The following is a 19,570-nucleotide window of genomic DNA, read 5'->3' on the forward strand; positions in this document are numbered from 1 at the left end:
TTGAATCGGCGGTCGCTGGCTGGCCTGGCGCCGCTCTTTTTCTAATCAATCATTATTTGAGACAGCACTCGATCGACCCTCGGAATGTTGAGCGGCCGGTCGGTTTGTCGGCAATGGAGGCGATGTTTCATTTCGCTGAGAGAAGGCATCCGGGCTCCTGCTGGATGGGGGGGGCGTGTGTACATTTCATAATCCGTTACAGCAGTATTTATTTAACCCGCGCCCTATGTCTAGTGAATTTTTGTGCGGTCTTTTCAGCCCTGAAAAAGGGCGAAGTGCCCGTAAGTCGGGACCTACGCACATGTCGATCAATCTTGTAGGCCCGCGCTGACAAGGTCGTCGGATATCACTGTTTTTCAAGCAGACAGGTGGGATTAATCGGTGAAACGAAACGCCCGCCATCGCTTTTCTTACGGCACAATTGCCAATGGATGACAGCTCATGCTGTTGGTTCTTACTTCAACCGAGTGATCTTTTCGTGCAGGCGACCCGTTTAACTCTAATGTGCCACGCTAGAACCGTCGCACAGAAATTGGCGCGCTTTCCTACGGATGAGCCGCTGGAGATGGATTGGCAATCGGCGAAAGATTCCCTCCGTGACCGGTTCAAAAGCGCGCCGCGGCTTTTTAGCGCTCCGGAACGGCGAGCCCGGCAAACCGCCGCGTTGTTTGGCAGCGAGGTGGAGATCATCGAAGCGCTGCGTGATTGCGATTTCGGGCGCTGGAATGGCGTGCGGATCGGCGACCTGCAGAAAACTGAAGCCGAGACGCTGCAGGCCTGGCTCGATGACCCGCATTCGGCGCCTCACGGTGGCGAGTCGGTGGTGCAACTCGGCGAGCGGGTGGCCGCGTGGCTGACGACGCTGGAAGCCACCCCGGGCCACATCGTTGCAATCACCCACCCCTATATCATTCGCGCGGCGCTGGCCCTGGTGTTGCAAAGTCCGGCATCCAATCTGATCGACGTCGAACCGCTGTCCGCCATCGAGTTGCGGTTCAATGGTCGCTGGCGTCTGCGCTTGTCAGGCACAGACCTTGAGGACTTCCGTCAATGAAAAAACTGATGGTCATCGGCATCGGTGCCGGCAACCCCGACTACATCACGATGCAGGCCGTGAAAGCGCTGAATGTGGTGGATGTGTTTTTCCTGATGGACAAGGGCCAGAGCAAGGACAAGTTGATCGACCTGCGTCGTGAGATTTGCGAGCGCTACATCGGCGATCACCCTTACCGTTTCGTCGAAGCCCACAGTCCGGAGCGCGAGCGCGGTGATGTGGACTACAAGGTCAGCGTGGACGATCTGAACCTCGCCAAGCAGTTGACCTTCGAGCGGTTGATCAATGAGGAAATCTCCGACGATCAGTGCGGCGGTTTCCTGGTGTGGGGCGATCCGGCGTTGTATGACAGCACGATTCGGATCCTGCAGGCGATTCTGGCGTCCGGGCGCTGCGTGTTTGAATTCGAAGTAATCCCCGGCATCACCAGCGTCCAAGCGCTGGCGGCGCAACACAAGGTGCCGCTGAACCAGATCGGGCGGTCGGTTGAAATCACCACCGGGCGGCGGTTGGCGGCCGGGCAGGTGAGCGATGCCGACAGTCTGGTGGTGATGCTCGACGCGGAAGATTCCTACCATCAGGTGGCGGATCAGGAGACAGAGATTTACTGGGGGGCTTACCTGGGGACGCCGGATGAGATCCTCATCAGCGGCAAGCTCAGGGAGGTGGCAGATGAAATTGCGCGGGTACGCAAGGCGGCGCGGTTGGCCAATGGGTGGATTATGGATACGTACCTGTTGCGTAAGCCATGAGGCCGCCTTCGCGGCCCTCAGACGCAGCTCAAGTCCCCGCTTTGACTTCCTGCCCGAACCGCTCGCGATACACCGACGGCGGCACCCCCACCACCGTGCGAAACGCCACCCGAAAACTCTCTACCGAGCGATAACCGCAGCGCTCGGCAATCCGGTCGGTGTTCTGCGCCGTGCTTTCCAGCAACTCACGAGCCCGGGCCAGGCGCTCATGTTGTAACCACGCTTTGGGCGGCATGCCGGTGGCTTCGGTGAACCGGCGCAGGAACGTCCGCTCGCTCATGGCCGCCTCGCTGGCCAGGTCGCGAACCTCCAACGGTTCATGCAAGCGCTCCCGGGCCCACTGCATCACGCGGGAAAGGTCGCTGCGCGGCGTAGGACTGACCGGTGTCGGAATGAATTGCGCCTGACCGCCAGTGCGTTGCGGCGACATCACCAGTCGCCGCGCCACGGCATTGGCGACTTGCGTGCCGAAGTCCCGCCCCACCAGATGCAGACAGGCGTCGATGCCGGCCGCGCTGCCCGCCGAGGTGATCAACTGGCCCGAGTCGACGTAGAGCACATTCGGGTCCACCAGAATGTTCGGGAAGCGCTCGGCCAGCTCCGCGGTGTAGCGCCAATGGGTGGTGGCGCCGTGGCCATCGAGCAAACCGGTTGCCGCCAGCACAAACACGCCCGAGCAGATCGACAGCAGCCGCGCGCCCCTTGCATGGGCCTGGCGCAGAGCCGTGATCAAGGCTTGCGGCACCGGGGCGCTGCGATCCCGCCAGCCGGGAATGATGATGGTCCGGGCGTCGGCGAGCAGCTCCATGCCGCCATCGGCCAGCACCTGAATGCCGCCCATGGCGCGCATCGGGCCTTGGTCAACGGCGGCGATCCGGTGCTCGTACCAGGGGAAATCGAACTCCGGCCGCGCCAGACCGAAGATCTCCACGGCGATGCCGAACTCGAAGGTACAAAGGCCGTCGTAGGCCAAAATCGCGACTAATCCAGGGGTGGGTTGCATTTGGCGGAAAGTTCCCGGTGAGTGTCTTGTGCGCCACTTTAGCCACAAGTGACTCGCGGATAAAGTCTTCTCACACCCACCGAGATCTTGGAGTACCGCTTATGACCAGCCTGGTTCGCATGATTCCCGCCGCCCCGTCGGCGATTGCCTTGATGCATTTCAGCAACCGTCTGACCTTCGAAACCGATTGTTCCGACGTCTACGGCAGCCAGCAGTCAGGCGACGTGGATTTTGTCCTGATGGACGTGCGCGGCCCACTGGCTTTCGAACGCGGTCACGTACCCGGCGCGATCAACCTGCCGGGTCGATTGCTGACCGCCGAAACCCTGGCGGGTTATGCCACGTCCACGCTGTTCGTGGTTTATTGCGCCGGGCCACACTGCAATGGGGCCAACAAGGCCGCGGTGAAACTGGCGGCGCTGGGTTACCCGGTCAAGGAAATGATCGGCGGGGTGACGGGGTGGCTGGATGAAGGGTTCGAGCTGAGTACGGAGGTACAACGGCCGGCGACCGTAATTGGCTGCGAATGCTGACGTACGTTCCTCTGTAGGCGCTGGCTTGCCAGCGATGAGGCCATCAAGCGTTGCGCCGCCTCTGAGTGCGCCATCGCCGGCAAGCAGGTTCCTACAGGGGGGCGGGATTCATGGGGTTTTCGTTACATCGCCCGATGCCGCCCACCAATTATCCAGTGTCGCCTGCAGCCATTGAAAAACGGCGGCGTGGGCGGCGTTGTCCGGTTCGCCCCGTGGCAGCGGTGACTCCTCGGCGAAGTACGCATTGAGCGTCGCCACCGATTCGCCATTCCACTCTGGATGAAACTGCAAACCCACTCGCGCAGGCCCTGCGCGGTACATCTGCTCGTCGCACTGATCGCTGCTGGCCAGCAACTGCGCGTCGGGCGGCAGGTCGATCGCGTCTTCGTGCCATTCCAGCACCTTCAATGCCTGGCCATCGGTGAATTTCACGGTGGTCCAACCGGTTTCGCTGCGGTCCATTCGCCGCACATTTCCCCCCAGGCCCAGCGCCAGCAACTGCGCCCCCAGGCAAATCGCAAATACCGCCGCGCCTTGTTCCAGGCAGCCCGTCAACCACTGACGTTCGGTGCCCAGCCACGCCGGACCGGCGTTGGATTCATAAGGCCCGCCTAACAGAATCAGCGGTTGCGCGCTCACCGGCGGTAACTGGCCAAGGTCGGCGCGAAATACGTTCAGCCGCAAGCCTCGGGACGCTGCCCACTCGGCAATCGCCCCCGGGCCTTCAGCGGGATGGTGCTGAATCAGGCTCAATCCGCGACTCCTATCGTTCATTCATCTCGCCTTTTTTATAAGTAATTGTCGCCTATACACAATTTGCCCACCCGAAGCCGCTCTAGACTGCCGGCCACTTCGGTCTTCTCCAATAAAAAAGCTCTGACCGAAAGCTATCAATCGAACGCTGCCAATAAAAGCCTCCGCACTCGGGAGTTATAAATGAAGAAGCTAGTGATGTTCGGTGCCCTGGCACTGTCGATGTTGTCCCTGACCGCCGTGGCCGATGACGCCAAGCCGATCCGCATCGGTATCGAAGCCGGTTACCCGCCATTCTCGATGAAAACCCCTGACGGCAAACTGACCGGTTTCGACGTCGATATCGGCAACGCGCTGTGCGAGCAGGCGAAACTGAAATGCGTCTGGGTCGAACAAGAGTTCGACGGCCTGATTCCGGCCCTGAAGGTCAAGAAAATCGATGCGATCCTGTCGTCCATGACCATCACCGACGACCGCAAGAAGAATGTCGACTTCACCATTAAGTACTACCACACCCCGGCGCGCTTCGTGATGAAGGAAGGCAGCGACGTCAAAGACCCGCTGACCGAGCTCAAGGGCAAGAAAGTCGGTGTACTGCGCGCCAGTACCCACGACCGCTTCGCCACTGAAGTGCTGCAGCCGGCCGGGATTATCCTGGTGCGCTACGGTTCGCAGCAGGAAGCCAACCTGGACATGGTCTCCGGCCGCCTCGACGCGATGCTGGCGGATTCGGTCAATCTCGACGACGGTTTCCTGAAAACCGACGCGGGCAAAGGTTTTGCCTTTGTCGGCCCGACTTATGAAGACGCCAAGTACTTCGGCGGCGGTGCCGGTATCGCGGTGCGCAAGGGTGATAAAGAGCTGGCGGACACATTCAACACCGCCATCACCGAAATCCGCGCTAACGGCAAGTACAAGCAAGTGCAGGACAAGTACTTCAATTTTGACGTTTACGGCCAGTAATACGCCGTAGAAAAAAGTGGCCTCTGTTGACGCATTGGCCACTTTTTTTATGCTTTTTTTTCTATTGGAAACGGGATATCTGAGGAGCAAGTCCGCTCTCAGTGAAACCAGCGCCCCAAGTATCGGAGTTCCCATGCAACGTATCGACCACTCACTGCCCTGGAGTCATCTGGGCACCGAACGTACCCTCAGCGTGTTTCGCTACGGCGCCGGCGCGCGAAAGGTCTACATCCAGGCCAGCCTGCACGCGGACGAGCTGCCGGGTATGCGCACCGCGTGGGAACTGAAGAAACGCCTGACCGACCTTGAAGCCCAGGGCCGGTTGCAAGGCGTGATCGAACTGGTGCCGGTGGCCAACCCCATCGGTCTCGATCAGCACCTGCAAGGCAGCCACATGGGCCGCTTCGAACTCGGCAGCGGCAAGAATTTCAACCGCTCGTTCGTTGAACTGAGCGCGCCGGTCGCTGAGTTGATCGGCGACCAACTGGGCGCCGACGCCGAGGCCAACATCGCGCTGATTCGTCAGACCATGGGTCAGGTACTCGACGGCTTGCCTGCGTCCACGTCGCAACTGGAAGCCATGCACCGCTTGCTGTTGCGCCACGCCTGCGATGCCGACATCACCCTCGATCTGCATTGCGATTTCGACGCGGCCATTCATATTTATGCCCTGCCGCAACACTGGTCGCAGTGGCAGCCATTGGCGGCGCGCCTGAAGGCTGGCGTTGCGCTGCTGTGTGAAGATTCCGGCGGCAGCTCGTTCGATGAGTCCTGCTCTTCGCCATGGTTACGACTGGCCAGGGCGTTCCCCGAGGCGGCGATTCCGCCGGCCAACCAGGCGACTACGCTGGAACTGGGCAGCATGGGCGATACCCGCGTCGATCAGGCCCAGGCCAATTGCGAGGCGATCCTCGGGTTCCTCGCCGAGCAGGGTTTCATCAACGGCACTTGGCCGGCGGCCCCGGGTGAATGTTGTGAAGGCATGCCGTTCGAAGGCACGGAATACCTGTTTGCGCCGCACCATGGCGTGGTCAGTTTTCTGCGTGAGGCCGGTGAGTGGGTGGAGCAGGGTGATGCGCTGTTTGAGGTGGTTGATCCGTTGAACGACCGGGTTACTACTGTGCGCGCCGGGACCAGTGGGGTGTTGTTTGCTATCGATCGTGGGCGTTACACGCAGCCGGGCACCTGGCAGGCGAAGGTCGCCGGGCGTGAGCCGATTCGGGTTGGCAAACTGATCAACGACTGACCGCGAAACCTGTGGGAGCCGAAGTCGAAAGAGGTGGTAGGCTCTGCCCGAATCCTGCGCTGTGTGAAGGAAGGCTCATGTTGAAAGTTCTCGCGTTGCTGACACTCCTGGCGTCCACCGCCGTCCACGCTCAAACCCCGCTGCACACCGATCTGCCGCTCAAATACCTGGAGCAGGCCACCCCCGATTCTGTCAATCAACCCCTGGTGATCTTTCTCCACGGCTACGGCAGTAACGAACAGGACCTGTTCGGCATCAAGGACGAGCTGCCGGCCCGGTACACCTATCTGTCGGTGCGCGCACCGATCGTGATGGAAGAGGGCAGTTATCAGTGGTTTCGCAAAAAAGGCGAAGGTGCCTACAACGGCGAAACAGATGATCTGAAGGCCAGCGGCCACGTGTTGCTCGACTTCGTCGCACAGGCTGCGAAGAAATATCACACGGAGCCGAGCAAGGTTTACCTGGTGGGATTCAGTCAGGGCGCAATCATGTCCTACGAGGTCGCGCTGCGTCACCCCGAGGCGTTTGGCGGGATTGCCGCGTTGAGCGGGCGGATTCTGCCGGTGCTCAAGTCCGAACTCAAACCGGATGAAAAACGCCAGTCACTGGCGATTTTCATAGGCCACGGCACGGCGGACAAACGCCTTCCCTTTAACGACGGCACCGAGGCCGACAGCCTGTTGCAGCGGCTGTCACTCAAACCCGAGTTCCATGCCTATCAGGGTGTCGGCCACACCATCAGCGCCACCGAGATTCAGGACCTTGGCGCCTGGTTGCAGCGCCTCAACCCTTGACCCTCACTTGCCGGAAACGATCTGCTTGACCAGCGCTTCGTGGCCGGCATTGTCGCTGAGGCGGGAAATGACCTGCACCAGCGCCATGCGCGTGCCCGAGGCGGCCATCACGGTGGTGTCCAACGTTTTACCGCCGCCCTGAGTGGCGCTGCTGTCGATCTGCCGCAGCCCTAAACCCGTGCCTTTCTGGGTGATGCTTTTCTCACTGAGCTTGGTAAAGTCCGGCAGCGCCTTGGCTTGTTCGGTGGCGAAGTCGGACGCCGTAGTGTCGAGGAACTCACCGTCGTTGTCCTTGGCGTTGACGCCACCGGGGATGGTGTTTTCTGCGGCGATCACCACGGTTTTGGTGGTTTCGTTGGTGTACATGGTGCCCGTTGCACCGGTCGGGCTCGCAGGTAACGGATTGGCAACGAAACCCTTGGGCAGGGTGAATTTGAACTTGTTGCCCAGCATCGAAACGGTTTGCGTCGACCCCGTTTCCTTGGCCACGGCCTTGGCAGCCTGCGCATTCAAAGCCCCCAGGCTGGCAACCGCCAGCAACAGGACAACGGCTTTTTTACTCAACAGTGACATTCCAAATCTCCAGGGTTCTCGCGGTGGAGGGCGATCATCCCATGGCGGGTGTGACGCATCCAGTGTGGGGTAACGGACGGTCGGGTCCCGGTGAGTCAGCCGCCGTCCCGATCACGCTCGCTTGATCAACCGAGTATCCAGCCCGAAGCGCTCCTGGGAAACCAGCTGGAACTTGTCCGCTGCCAGATCACAGCTCACCAGTAGATTCCATGAATGACCGCTCACTGCCGAAGGGAGGAGCACGAACGGATGCTCGGCCAGTAATTCATCGAACTCGGCTTTCAGCACCAGTCTCTCTTCCAGACCCTGGGCGCGTTGCGCGGCCGGGCGGGCGCTGATTTCGTCGAACAGGCGTTTCACGTTCGGGTACGCGGCCAGGCCGTTTTCGCCAAGGATGTACGGCGTAGCTGGCCCAGCCCCAGAGTGCCATGTCGGCGATGCTGTAGGTGTCGCCGGCGAGGTACGGATGATCGGCGAGGCGCTGGTCGAGGACGCGGTAGTGACGTTCGACTTCCTTGAGGTAACGGTTTTTCGCGTAGGCCAGGTCTTCCGGGGCGTGGTGCAGGAAGTGCACGGCCTGGCCGGAGAAGGGCGAGAGGCCGATTGACGCGCGAGGTTGTTGCTCTACTCGTTCGAAACAGTGGAATGAGTTGTCGGGCCGGTCGTCGGTTTGGCCAATAGTCGCCTGGTGATACCGAGCATGGCCACGGACACCGCGACGCCAAGCGCGAACCCGCTCAGGCCCATGACGGGCAAGGCCAGCGCCAGCACCAGGCAGAACGCAGCAAACGAATACATGCCGGTGGCCGTGGCGCGCAGCAACGCCGCGGTAAACGCCGGTCCGCGGGTTTGTTGGGAGAACACTGCCATCACGCTGCCGAGTACCGGGAACACCGCGAGCAGGCCACTCCAGCGTTCACCGACGGTGCTCGCCAGCCAGGTGACCGCGAGGGTGAGCAGGGCACCCGCGATCATGCGCAGCAACAATTTATCGGACTTCGGCGCGGGGCCGGCAATGATGGGCCGCACGGCTGGAAACAGATACGGCGCCGCCAGCAGCGCCGTTGCGGCGGTGATCACCGAGAATGTCAGCGATGGCGGGATCACCGACAGCACGACCGCGACGGTCGTCCAGACCAGCATCGCAACCGCCAGCGCCCACGGCCATCCTGCTCGCTGGGCGACCTGGGCGTAGGTGACGCAGAAGGCGATCATCGCAAACATCGCGGATAACGCTGCCGTCGCCGATTGCGCGGCGAACACTTCACCTTGTTCGATGGCCAGAAAGAACAGAATCGGCCCGACCACTACCGGCAACCCCGACAGCCATCCGGCGACGCTCGGCCCCCAGCGCTTGCCCGCCAGCGAGATCAGCAGAAGGAATCCGGGAATAACCAACAGTTTGAGCAGTAGCACGCCTGTACCTCCGACCTGTGTGAGGGGCAACGTTAGCACTCCGCGGGGTAGATTGCTCTACAAACTGCTGGTTTTTGTATACAGAATCCATGCTGCTAATAATTGTACAAAACAGTAATTTACGTATAGGTTTTTACAGAGACCCCGGATGACTCGAACACCATGGCCAGAGCACGATTGCGCTTGTATCACAGTGTGTTGCTGTTGGGATTGTTGTGCACGCAGGCCTTGGCCAACTGGCAGGAGGCGGTGCCCGGCGCCAAGATCATCGGCGTCGGTGAGTTTCGAGTATTCGGCTTTGAGGTCTACGACGCTCGGCTGTGGAGTGCCACGCAGCCCCTCTTGCCTGATCAGCCTTTCGCCCTGGAGTTGATCTATCAGCGCAACGTTTCGCGGGACGATCTGGTTCAGGCCAGCGTCGACGAAATCAAGCGCTTATCCGGCGCAGCAGTCAGCGCCGATCAGCTTGATCGCTGGAAGCTCCAGATGCAGCAGTCGTTTGTCGATGTGCAGGCCGGCACCCGTATTACCGGTGTTTATCTGCCGGGGCAGGGCGCACGGTTTTTCGTAGGCCAGCATCAGCAACATGAAATCAACGACCCGCAATTCGCCCGGGCCTTTTTCGCTATCTGGCTCGATCCACGTACGCGTAATCCCGAATTGCGCCAGCAGTTGCTGGGCACCGGTAAAAACTGAGGGCATGGTCATGCGCAAGCGCTTACTGGTGTTGTTGTTCGTTTGCCTGGCCGGTTGCGGCGGCGTCGATGTGCGGCAGTACAGCGCACAGAATCCCAAGCTCGACTTGCCCGGATTCTTCGTCGGTCGGGTGGACGGTTGGGGAATGTTCCAGAAACGTTCGGGGGAGGTGATCAAGCGCTTTCATGTGCTGATCAACAGCCGGATGGACGGCCAGAATCTGATCATGCATGAGGACTTCACCTACAGCGATGGCAGCAAACAGACTCGGACCTGGACGTTGCACCCCGACGGCCCCGGTCGCTGGCGTGGCACCGCAGGCGATGTGGTCGGCGAGTCCAGCGGCGAGGTGGCCGGCAACGCCCTGCACTGGCGCTACGTACTGAGCCTGCCGGTGGACGACAAGGTTTATCAGGTGCATCTGGACGACTGGATGTACTTGATCGATGAAAACACCATGACCAATCGCTCAGCCATGACCAAGCTCGGCATCGAAGTCGGCCAGGTGACGTTGTTTTTCCGTCGACAAGGCGCCTGATACCCGGCTATTTGCCCCTTGGGTGCCGCGACCGAAACGTCTAAGCTGCGCCTTTCCACCTGTCGACGGACGTTTGCGTGAAACTCAGTTTGCCCAAGATCGCCACTGCACCGTTTTGCCCTCCGGAAGTGGCGGGCAGCGTCGCCGTTGATCCGCGCGCGTCATTCTTTAAGCGTGTCTTGCGTTTCGCCGGTCCGGGTTTGCTGGTGTCCATCGGCTACATGGACCCGGGCAACTGGGCCACCGCCATCGAGGCCGGTTCACGGTTTGGCTACAGCCTGTTGTTCGTGGTGCTGCTGGCCAGTCTGGCTGGGATGGTGGTGCAGTGCTTGTGCTCGCGGCTGGGCATCGCCACCGGGCGGGACCTGGCGCAGTTGTCCCGCGAACGCTACAGCACGCCGGCCGCGCGGACCCAATGGGTGCTGGCGGAAATCTCGATCATTGCCACCGACCTCGCCGAAGTGCTCGGCTGCGCGCTGGCGTTTCATCTGCTGTTGGGGTGCTCGCTGACTGTCGGCATCGCCCTCACGGCGTTCGACACGTTGCTGGTCCTGGCCCTGCAAAACCGTGGTTTCCGCCGACTGGAGGCGATCATGCTGGTGCTGGTGAGCACCATCGGCGTGTGTTTCTTCATCGAGCTGCTGTTGATCAAACCCTACTGGCCGGACGTCGGCCGCGGTTTCACGCCCTCGCTGTCCGCCCTGGGCGATGCCGCGCCGCTGTATCTGGCCATTGGCATTCTTGGGGCTACGGTGATGCCGCATAACTTGTACCTGCACACCTCGATCGTGCAGACCCGGATGATTGGCGAGGATCTCGCCAGCAAACAGGACGCGGTGAAGCTGGCGCGCATCGACACCATCGGTTCCCTGGCGCTGGCACTGCTGGTCAACGCGGCGATCCTGATTCTCGCAGCCGCAGCCTTTCACAAAACCGGGCACACCGATGTCGTGGACATTCAGGACGCCTATCACTTGCTCGACCCGCTAGTGGGCGGGGCGCTGGCCAGCGTGTTGTTCGGCGTGGCGCTGCTGGCATCCGGCCAGAGTTCGACGTTTACCGGCACCATCGCCGGTCAGGTGATCATGGAGGGTTACCTGAACCTGCGGATTCCGTGCTGGCAACGGCGGCTGATTACCCGAGGACTGGCGCTGATCCCGGCGTTCATCGGCGTCTGGCTGATGGGCGACAACGCGATCGGGAAATTGCTGGTGCTCAGTCAGGTGGTGTTGAGTTTGCAGTTGCCGTTTGCGCTGTACCCGCTGATTCGCATGACCAACGACCGCACGTTGATGGGGCCGTTTGTGAACCGGCTGCCGACGCGGGTGCTGGCATGGGGGCTGTTTGTAGTGATCAGCGGGGCGAATAGCTGCTTGATACTGCAGTTTCTGGCAGGTTGAGCCCCTGAGCGAGCTTGCTCACGATGGTGTGTCAGATCGGCACACGCTAACTGACACCTCTTCGCAAGCAAGCTCGCTCCTGCAGAATGCAAAAAAGAACCCGGTGACACCAAAGGTGCACCGGGTGTTTTGCCAGGCGGCGACGGATCTTCGTGGGTCCCCGCGCCGCCTGTTGAACGCTTTAAACTCGTTCGAGCGCCAGCGCCACGCCCTGGCCACCACCGATGCACAGGGTGGCGAGGCCTTTCTTGGCGTCACGCTTGATCATTTCATGCAGCAGGGTCACCAGCACCCGGCAACCCGAAGCACCGATCGGGTGGCCCAGGGCGATGGCGCCGCCGTTGACATTGACCTTGTTCAAGTCCCATTCCAGGTCCTTGGCCACCGCCAGTGATTGCGCGGCAAAGGCTTCGTTGGCTTCGATCAGGTCCAGTTGGTCGATCGACCAGCCGGCCTTGTCCAGGCAACGGCGAGTGGCCGAAACCGGGCCGATGCCCATGATCGCCGGGTCGACGCCAGCGTTGGAATAAGCGGCAATTTTCGCCAGCACTGGCAAACCCAGGGCCTTGGCTTTTTCCGCGCTCATCAGGATGACCGCGGCAGCGCCATCGTTCAGCGACGAAGCGTTACCGGCGGTCACCGAACCGTCCTTCTTGAAGGCCGGTTTCAGTTTGCCCAAGGACTCGGCAGTGGTGCCCGCACGTGGCTGTTCATCGGTGGCGAAGGACAAAGGATCGCCCTTGCGCTGCGGGATCAGGATTGGCGTGATCTCATCGACAAAGCGCCCGGCTTCGATGGCGGCCGTGGCTTTCTGCTGCGAAGCGGCGGCGAAGGCATCCTGTTGCTCGCGGGTCAGGCTGTATTTGTCAGCCAGGTTTTCCGCAGTGATGCCCATGTGGTAGTCGTTGAACGCGTCCCACAAACCGTCGCTGATCATGGTGTCGACGATTTGTGCGTGACCCATGCGCAGACCGGTGCGCGCGCCCGGCATCACGTAATTGGCCAGGCTCATGTTTTCCTGGCCACCGGCAATGATCACCTCGGCGTCGCCGCAGCGAATCGCCTGGGCACCGAGGTGCAAGGCCTTCAGGCCTGAGCCGCAGACCTTGTTCAGGGTCATGGCCGGAACAGCGAACGGCAGGCCGGCCTTGATCGACGCCTGGCGCGCGGGGTTTTGCCCGGCGCCGGCGGTCAACACCTGGCCCATGATCACTTCATCGACTTCGGCCGGGTCCAGGCCGGTTTGCGCCAGCAATTGGCGGATCACCGCAGCGCCGAGGTCAACGGCGGACACATTGGCCAGCGAGCCCTGGAAACTGCCGATGGCGGTACGGGTGGCGGCGACAATGACGACTTCTTGCATGGAATGATTCCTCACTGGGCAGCGAACTGCATTTCCGGCACGTGATCAGGCACGATCAGCTTGCCGGCGGTCTTGGCGACGATTTCTTCAACGCTGACGCCGGGTGCACGTTCCTTGAGGATGAACGCGCCGTTTTCGATTTCAAGATAAGCCAGGTCGGTCAGCACGCGCTTGATGCAACCGGCCCCGGTCAGCGGCAGGCTGCATTGGGACAGCAGCTTGGACTCCCCGTCCTTGGACGCGTGGGTCATGATCACGATGATGTTGTCGGCACCCGCTACCAGGTCCATCGCGCCGCCCATGCCCTTGACCAGTTTGCCAGGGATCATCCACGAGGCGATGTTGCCTTGCACGTCGACCTCGAAGGCGCCGAGCACGGTCAGGTCGACATGGCCACCGCGGATCATCGCGAAGGACTCGGCCGAGGAAAAGATCGACGCGCCGATACGCGCGGTCACGGTTTGTTTGCCGGCGTTGATCATGTCGGCGTCGATGGTTTCTTCAGTCGGAAAAGGACCCATGCCGAGCAGGCCGTTTTCCGATTGCAGCATGACTTCCATGCCTTCGGGGATGTAGTTGGCGACCAGGGTGGGGATGCCGATGCCCAGGTTCACGTAGAAGCCGTCCTGCATTTCGCGGGCGACGCGTTGAGCCATTTGTTCGCGGGAAAGTGCCATTGTTGTTATTCCTTCATTCGGTCCGGGGGCAGGGGATCACTTACGCACGGTGCGCTGTTCGATGCGCTTCTCGAACGTGCCGCAGATGACCCGGTCGACGTAGATGCCAGGGGTATGGATCTGCGCCGGGTCCAGCTCGCCGGGTTCGACGATTTCTTCGACTTCGACCACGGTGATCTTGCCCGCGGTGGCGGCCAGCGGGTTGAAGTTCTGGGCGGTGTGGCGATAGATCACGTTGCCGAAGTGATCGGCTTTCCAGCCTTTGACGATAGCGAAGTCGCCGGTGATGGATTCTTCCATCAGGTATTTGCGACCGTGGAATTCGCGCACTTCCTTGCCTTCGGCGACCGGGGTGCCGACGCCGGTGGCGGTGAAGAAGGCCGGGATGCCGGCGCCGCCCGCGCGCATTTTTTCGGCGAGGGTGCCTTGGGGCGTGAGGATGACTTCGATTTCGCCTTTGAGCAGTTGCTCTTCGAACAGCTTGTTCTCGCCGACATAGGAGGCCACCACCTTGCTGATCTGCCGGTCCGTCAGCAGCACGCCGAGGCCGAAGCCGTCGACGCCGCAGTTGTTGGAGACCACAGTGAGGTCGCGTGTGCCCTTGCGCTTGATCTCGGCGATCAGGTTTTCCGGGATCCCGCACAGGCCGAAGCCGCCGGCGATCACGGTCATGCCGTCTTCAAGACCTGCCAGAGCTTCCTCGTAGGAACTCACGCGCTTGTCGAAACCTGCCATATGCACCTCTTTTATTCTTTGTGGGCGGCTGGCTAGCCGTATGGGATGAGTGTCTCGCCGGAGTATTCATTTGTTAAGTTGATTTTTAAGGTTGATTGATAGATAAAACTCACCAATCGACCTTGTTGGGGCGAGCCTGCTCGCGAGGCGATCAATGAGGCGCCTTCCCCTTCGGTGACACCTGTACTTATTACTGGAGCAGTCAGTCTATGACAGTCAAGCAGATCCGCGCCTTTCTGGCCGTGGCCCAGAGTCTGAGCTTCGCCGTGGCCTGCGAGCGGTTGCACCTGTCGCAATCGGCATTGAGCCTGACCATCAAGGCGCTGGAGGATGGGCTGGGCGGACGGCTGTTCACGCGCAACACGCGCAACGTGGCGCTGACGGCCGAAGGCGAGTCCCTGCTGCCGCTGGCCCGGCGCCTGATCGCTGACTGGGACAATGCCGAGGACGAGTTGCGCCAGCGTTTCACCCTGCAGCGCGGGCGCGTGACCCTGGCGGCGATGCCGTCGTTCGCCGGCAACCTGCTGCCGCCGATCCTCAAGACCTTTCGCGCGCGTTACCCAAAGGTCAACGTCACCGTGAATGACGTGATCAACGAGCAGGTGCTGGAAATGGTCCGTGACCGGCAGGTGGAGCTGGGGGTGGCCTTTGAGCCGATGCAGAGTTCGTCGCTGGAGTTCACCCCGTTGTACCGCGACCGGTTCGTCGCGGTGGTGCCGTTCGATTCGCCATTTGCCGAGCGCGAAGCCATCGATTGGCAGACCTTGCTGGAGCAGCCGTTCATCACCTTGCAGCGCCCGTCCACGGTACGGGTGATGCTGGAGGAGCACTTGCAGGCGCGCGGGATGAAGCTGCCGGTGGAGTTTGAAAGTCACCAGTTGGCGACCGTCGGCCGCATGGTTGCCAGTGGCCTGGGGGTGAGCGCGGTGCCGGCGTTGTGTGCCGGGCAGATGCGCGAACTGGGCGCGCGGTGTATTACCCTGCGCGATCCGGTGGTGGAACGGGCGATAGGCGTGTTGACCAAACCGGGGGTGGAACTGTCGGCGGCGGCGCAGGCGTTGTTCGATATCCTCAAGGCGCAAGACCTTGGGACGCGTCTGCGCGGCTGAACAAACCCAATCAAAATCAGGTCAGGTGGACAGCCGTTGAGCCAGCAACGGCAACAGCTGTTCACACGACGCTTCGATTTTCAGATCGAGGATGTCATCCGCCCGGGTCTTGCCAAGGTTGATCGCCAGCAATGGCTTGCCCTGGTCCGCCACCGCCCGGCACAAGCGAAACGCCGAATACGCCATCAACGACGACCCGACCACCAGCAACCCCGCGGCTTTCTCGACTGCCGCCATCGCTTTGGCCGCCGTCTGCTGGGCCACGTTCTCGCCAAAGAACACCACATCCGGTTTCATCCGTTCCCCCGCGCAATGCGGGCAATGCGGCACTTGAAAGCGCGCCTCGAACGCGGCATCGAGCAACGTGTCGCCGTCCGGTGCCTGCACCGCGTCGACGCCGGCCAGGTACGGGTTCTGCGCTTCCATCAGCTTCTGGATCGAATCCCGCTCGCTGCGCTGCCCACAGTCCAGGCACAGGACCCGGTGCAGGCTGCCATGCAATTCGATTACGTCGTGACTGCCGGCCTGATCGTGCAGGGTATCGACATTTTGGGTGATCAAGCCGCTGATCCGCCGGGTGCCTTGCAGGGAGGCGAGGGCTTCATGGGCCACGTTCGGCTGGGCCAGACGCACCCGCGGCCAGCCGAGCATCGCCCGGGCCCAATAGCGCCGCCGGGATTCCGGAGCGGAGAGAAATTCCTGATACATCATCGGTTGCCGGCCGCGACGCACGCCCTGATTGTCGCGGTAGTCCGGAATGCCCGACGGGGTGCTGATACCGGCTCCGGTCAGGACCACGAACGGTTGGTCGGCCATGAGTTGCTGGAGGTGGTCGAGTCGTTCGCGGGTGCGGCTGTCGAGCATGGTCAACACTCCGATGGGGGCTTGGATGTTTGCAGGGTAGCACTGAACCCCGTAGGCGCCGGCTTGCGGGCGATGGCGATTTTGCAGGCGCCATCGCCAGCAAGCCGGCTTCTATAGGAGCAAAAGCTTACTTGCGGGCTTCGAGGATGAGGTTGAACGGGGTTTCGGTCGCCCGACGGAACGTGCTGAAACCCGCCTCGGTAAACACCTTGCGCAGCCGCGCCTCACCGGCCTGGGCGCCGAGCCCGAGGCCGACTTCCTGGGACAGCGAGTTGGGCGTGCAGATGAAGGTTGAGGCGGCGTAGAACAAGCGTCCGACGGGCGTGACGTTATCGTCCAGTTGGTCGTTGGCAAACGGTTCCACCAGCAACACCGTACCGTCTGGTTTCAGCGACGCGTAAGCGTGCCGCGCCGCGCCCACCGGGTCGCCCATGTCGTGCAGGCAGTCGAAGTAACAGATCAGGTCATAGTCGTCGCCGGGGTAGCTTTTCGCCGTGCCCTGGTAGAACCGCACCCGCCCGGACACACCGCCTTCTTCGGCGCGTTGGGTGGCGACGGTGACGGAGGGGGCGTGGTAATCGAAACCGACGAAGCGCGAATCCGGGAACGCCTGCGCCATGATCACCGTGGAGGCGCCGTGGCCACAGCCGATGTCGGCGACCTTGGCGCCGGCTTGCAGTTTGGCGACCACACCGTCCAGCGCCGGCAGCCATTCGGCGACCAGGTGCGCTTTGTAACCGGGGCGGAAGAAGCGTTCGGTGCCACTGAACATGCACGGATGGTGATCGCCCCAGGGCAGGGCGCCGTTGCCGCGCATCGCTTTGATCAGCTTGTCCTTGTCATGGAAAAACGACGCGACCACCCCGATGCCGCCTGCCACGTAGACCGGCGAGTCTTCGATGGCCAGCGCCAGCGCCTGCTCTTCGGGCAGGCGGAACTGGCCGTCGCGGTGTTCCATGTAGCCAGACGCGGCGTGAGCGCTGAGCCATTCGCGTAGCAGGCGGGGGTTGCAGCCGGTTTTGTCGGCGAGGGCTTCCGGGCTGGTCATTTGACTGTCGGCCATGGCCCGGTACAGGCCGAGCTCTTCGCCGAGGATGACATTGGCGAGCATGGCCGCGCCGCCCATGTCGTTCACCAATTTGCCCATGAAATCGTTAAGTCTGGCCTCGTCCATCACGTGTGCTCCTTTGGCAGGATCACGGTCCAGAGGCGAGGTTTTTCGAGGCGTTCAGCCCTGGGCGGTGGTCGTGGGAATGAACAGGACGCCAAGTGTCCTGGGTCCATTCAGTTTAGTTCGCAGCCCATGCGGCGGCCAGTCTGTACCACAGTGTGTACAGGGCCGTCGGCGATACAAACGCGACGATTTTCGGCCAAAGCGGAACACAGGCCCGATACACCGCTGCGATTCACTGTGAATACGTTCTGACCACTTGAGATCGAGATCATGCAGACCCCACTCACAGCCACCAAGGCCAGCGTCGGACTGGGCTTGCGCCGCGGTTTAATGAAGGACCTCCAGGCCGCCCCGGTGGGCGATTTCGATTTTCTCGAAGTCGCGCCGGAGAACTGGATCGGCATCGGCGGCGCCCATGGTGCAGCGCTGCGCGCCCTGGCCGAACGCTATCCGCTGTCCTGTCACGGTTTGTCGCTGTCTCTGGGCGGGCCGGCGCCGTTGGATGTCGGGTTTCTCCAGGAGGTCCGTGTGTTCCTCGATCACTACAACGTGCCGCTGTACAGCGAGCACTTGAGCTATTGCAGCGATGACGGTCATCTGTACGACCTATTGCCGCTGCCCTTCACCGAAGAAGCGGTGCACCACGTCGCGGCACGCATTCGCCAGTCCCAGGACATCCTCGGTCGACGGCTGGCGGTGGAGAACGTCTCTTACTACGCCGCGCCCCGGCAGGACATGGACGAGCTGATGTTCACCAATGCGGTGCTGCGCGAAGCCGATTGCGACCTGTTACTGGACGTCAATAACGTGTACGTCAACTCGATCAACCACGGCTTCGACCCGCAGGCCTTTCTCGCGGGTATCGATTCCGGCCGGGTGGTGGCGATGCATGTGGCCGGGCATTTCGACGAGTCCGACAGCTTGAAAATCGACACCCACGGCGCGTCGGTGAAACCGGTGGTCTGGTCGCTGCTCGCCGAGGCTTACGCGCGATTCGGCGCGCAGCCGACGCTGCTGGAGCGGGATTTCAACTTCCCTGCGTTCGCTGAGCTGGTCGCCGAGTTGCAGACCATCCGCCGCTTGCAGGCCGAGGGGGTGAACCGTGGATAACGCCGCGCTGTTTCAACAGCAGAATGCTCTGGGGCACTACCTGCGCGACCCCGATCACTGCGCGGCGCCGGCCGGAATGGACCTGACGCGTGCGCAGGTTTATCGCGACCTGATTTTCAACAACCTGTCGATCCTGCTCAGTGGCACTTTTCCGGTGCTGATCAAGGTGCTCGGCGATGCGCGCTGGCGTTCGCTGGTGCGGATTTTCCTGCGGGATTACCGCGCGCGCACGCCGAAATTCGGTGAGATCGCCCAGGAATTTGTCGAGTTTCTGGCCTCGCAGCCGCGGGCGCTGAACGACGGGCCCTGGCCCCCGTTCATGGTGGAGCTGGCGCATTACGAGTGGGTGGAGATGGCGTTGCAGCAGTCTGAGGCCGAGCCGTTGCCGGCAACAGATGTCGGCATGCTGCTGGAGCGACCTTTGCAGGTTTCAGCGCTGGCCTGGCCTTTGGCGTATGCCTGGCCGGTGCAACTCGTGGGGCCGGATTATCAGCCGGAAGCCCCACCGGCCCAACCGACGCTGCTGTTGGTGCGTCGCTCGGAGGACTGGAGCGTAAAGTTTTCCGAGCTGAGCCCGTTGGCCTGGCGGTTGTTGCAGCGGATCGGAGAATTTCCCGGGTTGAATGGGCGTCAGCAACTTGAAGGTTTGGCGGTCGAGGCGGGGGCCGCCGGTTCGCAGGATTTCATGGACAGCGGCGCGGCATTATTGCGCCAGATGCAGGGGGAAGGGGTGGTTGGCGTCATGGACTAAGCGCGAGCCGCAGAACACTGTGGGAGCGGGGGGGGGGGGGGGGGGGGCGGGGGGGCGGCCCCCCCA

Annotated in this window: 21 protein-coding genes and 2 pseudogenes; 12 read left to right on the forward strand and 11 right to left on the reverse strand. The window is 61.7% G+C overall.

Translation table 11 applies throughout. From position 1 onward, the window contains the following. The first annotated feature begins 478 nt into the window (after positions 1–478). Together NTD84_RS19590 and cobF are read left to right on the forward strand one after the other, a co-directional pair. Positions 479–1,054, forward strand: coding sequence for a histidine phosphatase family protein (locus tag NTD84_RS19590; protein ID WP_262168768.1), 576 nt, complete (start codon positions 479–481; stop codon positions 1,052–1,054). Then, on the forward strand, positions 1,051–1,806 hold the full coding sequence (cobF, locus tag NTD84_RS19595) for a precorrin-6A synthase (deacetylating) (protein ID WP_262168770.1): 756 nt from the start codon (positions 1,051–1,053) through the stop codon (positions 1,804–1,806). The genes NTD84_RS19590 and cobF overlap by 4 nt, the downstream gene beginning before the upstream one ends. A 28-nt stretch (positions 1,807–1,834) precedes the next feature. Here cobF and ftrA read toward each other — a convergent pair whose 3' ends face one another. Further along, positions 1,835–2,809: a transcriptional regulator FtrA gene (ftrA, locus tag NTD84_RS19600; RefSeq protein ID WP_262168771.1), complete on the reverse strand. Its 975-nt coding sequence runs from the start codon at positions 2,807–2,809 to the stop codon at positions 1,835–1,837. Positions 2,810–2,910: 101 nt separating this feature from the next. On the opposite strand from ftrA, the gene NTD84_RS19605 reads away from it, so the two are divergent. Beyond that, on the forward strand, positions 2,911–3,342 hold the full coding sequence (locus tag NTD84_RS19605) for a rhodanese-like domain-containing protein (RefSeq protein WP_262168772.1): 432 nt from the start codon (positions 2,911–2,913) through the stop codon (positions 3,340–3,342). A 108-nt stretch (positions 3,343–3,450) separates the two neighbouring features. Here NTD84_RS19605 and NTD84_RS19610 read toward each other — a convergent pair whose 3' ends face one another. Next, on the reverse strand, positions 3,451–4,116 hold the full coding sequence (locus NTD84_RS19610) for a type 1 glutamine amidotransferase (protein ID WP_262168774.1): 666 nt from the start codon (positions 4,114–4,116) through the stop codon (positions 3,451–3,453). A gap of 162 nt (positions 4,117–4,278) precedes the next feature. Between NTD84_RS19610 and NTD84_RS19615 the strand changes: the two genes are divergently transcribed. The 3 genes from NTD84_RS19615 (at position 4,279) to NTD84_RS19625 (ending at position 7,098) form a co-directional block, all read left to right on the forward strand. Next, positions 4,279–5,058, forward strand: coding sequence for an ABC transporter substrate-binding protein (locus tag NTD84_RS19615; protein WP_262168776.1), 780 nt, complete (start codon positions 4,279–4,281; stop codon positions 5,056–5,058). A gap of 133 nt (positions 5,059–5,191) precedes the next feature. Then, the gene (locus NTD84_RS19620) at positions 5,192–6,304 is read left to right on the forward strand and encodes a M14 family metallopeptidase (RefSeq protein WP_262168778.1); all 1,113 of its coding nucleotides are present in this window, start codon (positions 5,192–5,194) and stop codon (positions 6,302–6,304) included. A 77-nt stretch (positions 6,305–6,381) separates the two neighbouring features. Continuing rightward, positions 6,382–7,098, forward strand: coding sequence for an alpha/beta hydrolase (locus tag NTD84_RS19625; RefSeq protein ID WP_262168780.1), 717 nt, complete (start codon positions 6,382–6,384; stop codon positions 7,096–7,098). Positions 7,099–7,101: 3 nt separating this feature from the next. Here the strand turns inward: NTD84_RS19625 and NTD84_RS19630 are convergent, their stop codons facing one another. From NTD84_RS19630 to NTD84_RS19645, 4 genes and pseudogenes are all read right to left on the reverse strand, one after another. After that, complete coding sequence (locus NTD84_RS19630) at positions 7,102–7,671, reverse strand: hypothetical protein (protein ID WP_262168782.1); 570 nt, start codon at positions 7,669–7,671, stop codon at positions 7,102–7,104. A 111-nt stretch (positions 7,672–7,782) separates the two neighbouring features. Further along, positions 7,783–7,941, reverse strand: a pseudogene (locus NTD84_RS19635) (RES domain-containing protein); the annotation flags it as partial. After that, positions 7,936–8,272 (reverse strand): annotated as a pseudogene (locus NTD84_RS19640) (glutathione binding-like protein); the annotation flags it as partial. The pseudogenes NTD84_RS19640 and NTD84_RS19635, both read right to left, overlap by 6 nt. Before the next feature lie 23 nt (positions 8,273–8,295). Continuing rightward, complete coding sequence (locus tag NTD84_RS19645) at positions 8,296–9,087, reverse strand: hypothetical protein (protein WP_262168787.1); 792 nt, start codon at positions 9,085–9,087, stop codon at positions 8,296–8,298. 162 nt (positions 9,088–9,249) lie between these two features. On the opposite strand from NTD84_RS19645, the gene NTD84_RS19650 reads away from it, so the two are divergent. The 3 genes from NTD84_RS19650 (at position 9,250) to NTD84_RS19660 (ending at position 11,721) form a co-directional block, all read left to right on the forward strand. Beyond that, positions 9,250–9,783, forward strand: a complete 534-nt coding sequence (locus NTD84_RS19650) for a chalcone isomerase family protein (RefSeq protein ID WP_262168789.1) — start codon at positions 9,250–9,252, stop codon at positions 9,781–9,783. A gap of 10 nt (positions 9,784–9,793) precedes the next feature. Beyond that, entirely contained in the window at positions 9,794–10,321 is a 528-nt protein-coding gene (locus NTD84_RS19655) for a DUF3833 domain-containing protein (protein ID WP_262168791.1), read from the forward strand. Between the two features lie 77 nt (positions 10,322–10,398). Continuing rightward, the gene (locus NTD84_RS19660; RefSeq protein ID WP_262168793.1) at positions 10,399–11,721 is read left to right on the forward strand and encodes an Nramp family divalent metal transporter; all 1,323 of its coding nucleotides are present in this window, start codon (positions 10,399–10,401) and stop codon (positions 11,719–11,721) included. A 181-nt stretch (positions 11,722–11,902) separates the two neighbouring features. Here the strand turns inward: NTD84_RS19660 and NTD84_RS19665 are convergent, their stop codons facing one another. Genes NTD84_RS19665 through NTD84_RS19675 form a run of 3 tightly spaced genes read right to left on the reverse strand, consistent with a single transcriptional unit; the run spans position 11,903 to position 14,496 of the window. Next, positions 11,903–13,084: an acetyl-CoA C-acetyltransferase gene (locus NTD84_RS19665; RefSeq protein WP_262168795.1), complete on the reverse strand. Its 1,182-nt coding sequence runs from the start codon at positions 13,082–13,084 to the stop codon at positions 11,903–11,905. Between the two features lie 11 nt (positions 13,085–13,095). Further along, a complete protein-coding gene (locus tag NTD84_RS19670) occupies positions 13,096–13,761 on the reverse strand; it encodes a CoA transferase subunit B (protein WP_057399619.1) in 666 nt (221 codons plus the stop codon). Between the two features lie 36 nt (positions 13,762–13,797). Next, positions 13,798–14,496, reverse strand: a complete 699-nt coding sequence (locus tag NTD84_RS19675; RefSeq protein WP_218436408.1) for a CoA transferase subunit A — start codon at positions 14,494–14,496, stop codon at positions 13,798–13,800. Between the two features lie 209 nt (positions 14,497–14,705). Here NTD84_RS19675 and NTD84_RS19680 point away from each other — a divergent pair, with 209 nt between their 5' ends. Continuing rightward, entirely contained in the window at positions 14,706–15,605 is a 900-nt protein-coding gene (locus NTD84_RS19680) for a LysR family transcriptional regulator (RefSeq protein WP_262168805.1), read from the forward strand. 21 nt (positions 15,606–15,626) lie between these two features. Here NTD84_RS19680 and NTD84_RS19685 read toward each other — a convergent pair whose 3' ends face one another. Then, complete coding sequence (locus NTD84_RS19685) at positions 15,627–16,469, reverse strand: NAD-dependent protein deacetylase (RefSeq protein WP_262168808.1); 843 nt, start codon at positions 16,467–16,469, stop codon at positions 15,627–15,629. A gap of 127 nt (positions 16,470–16,596) precedes the next feature. After that, positions 16,597–17,643: a class I SAM-dependent methyltransferase gene (locus tag NTD84_RS19690; RefSeq protein ID WP_262168811.1), complete on the reverse strand. Its 1,047-nt coding sequence runs from the start codon at positions 17,641–17,643 to the stop codon at positions 16,597–16,599. A 270-nt stretch (positions 17,644–17,913) separates the two neighbouring features. Here NTD84_RS19690 and NTD84_RS19695 point away from each other — a divergent pair, with 270 nt between their 5' ends. Both NTD84_RS19695 and NTD84_RS19700 read left to right on the forward strand, forming a co-directional pair. Beyond that, entirely contained in the window at positions 17,914–18,753 is an 840-nt protein-coding gene (locus tag NTD84_RS19695; RefSeq protein WP_262168814.1) for a DUF692 domain-containing protein, read from the forward strand. Further along, positions 18,746–19,504 carry a DUF2063 domain-containing protein gene (locus NTD84_RS19700; protein ID WP_262168817.1) on the forward strand — a complete coding sequence of 253 codons (759 nt, stop codon included), beginning with the start codon at positions 18,746–18,748 and terminating at the stop codon, positions 19,502–19,504. Before NTD84_RS19695 ends, NTD84_RS19700 begins: the two co-directional genes overlap by 8 nt. The last annotated feature ends 66 nt before the right edge of the window (positions 19,505–19,570 follow it).

Source organism: Pseudomonas sp. 14P_8.1_Bac3 (genome assembly GCF_025466085.1).
GTDB lineage: Bacteria > Pseudomonadota > Gammaproteobacteria > Pseudomonadales > Pseudomonadaceae > Aquipseudomonas.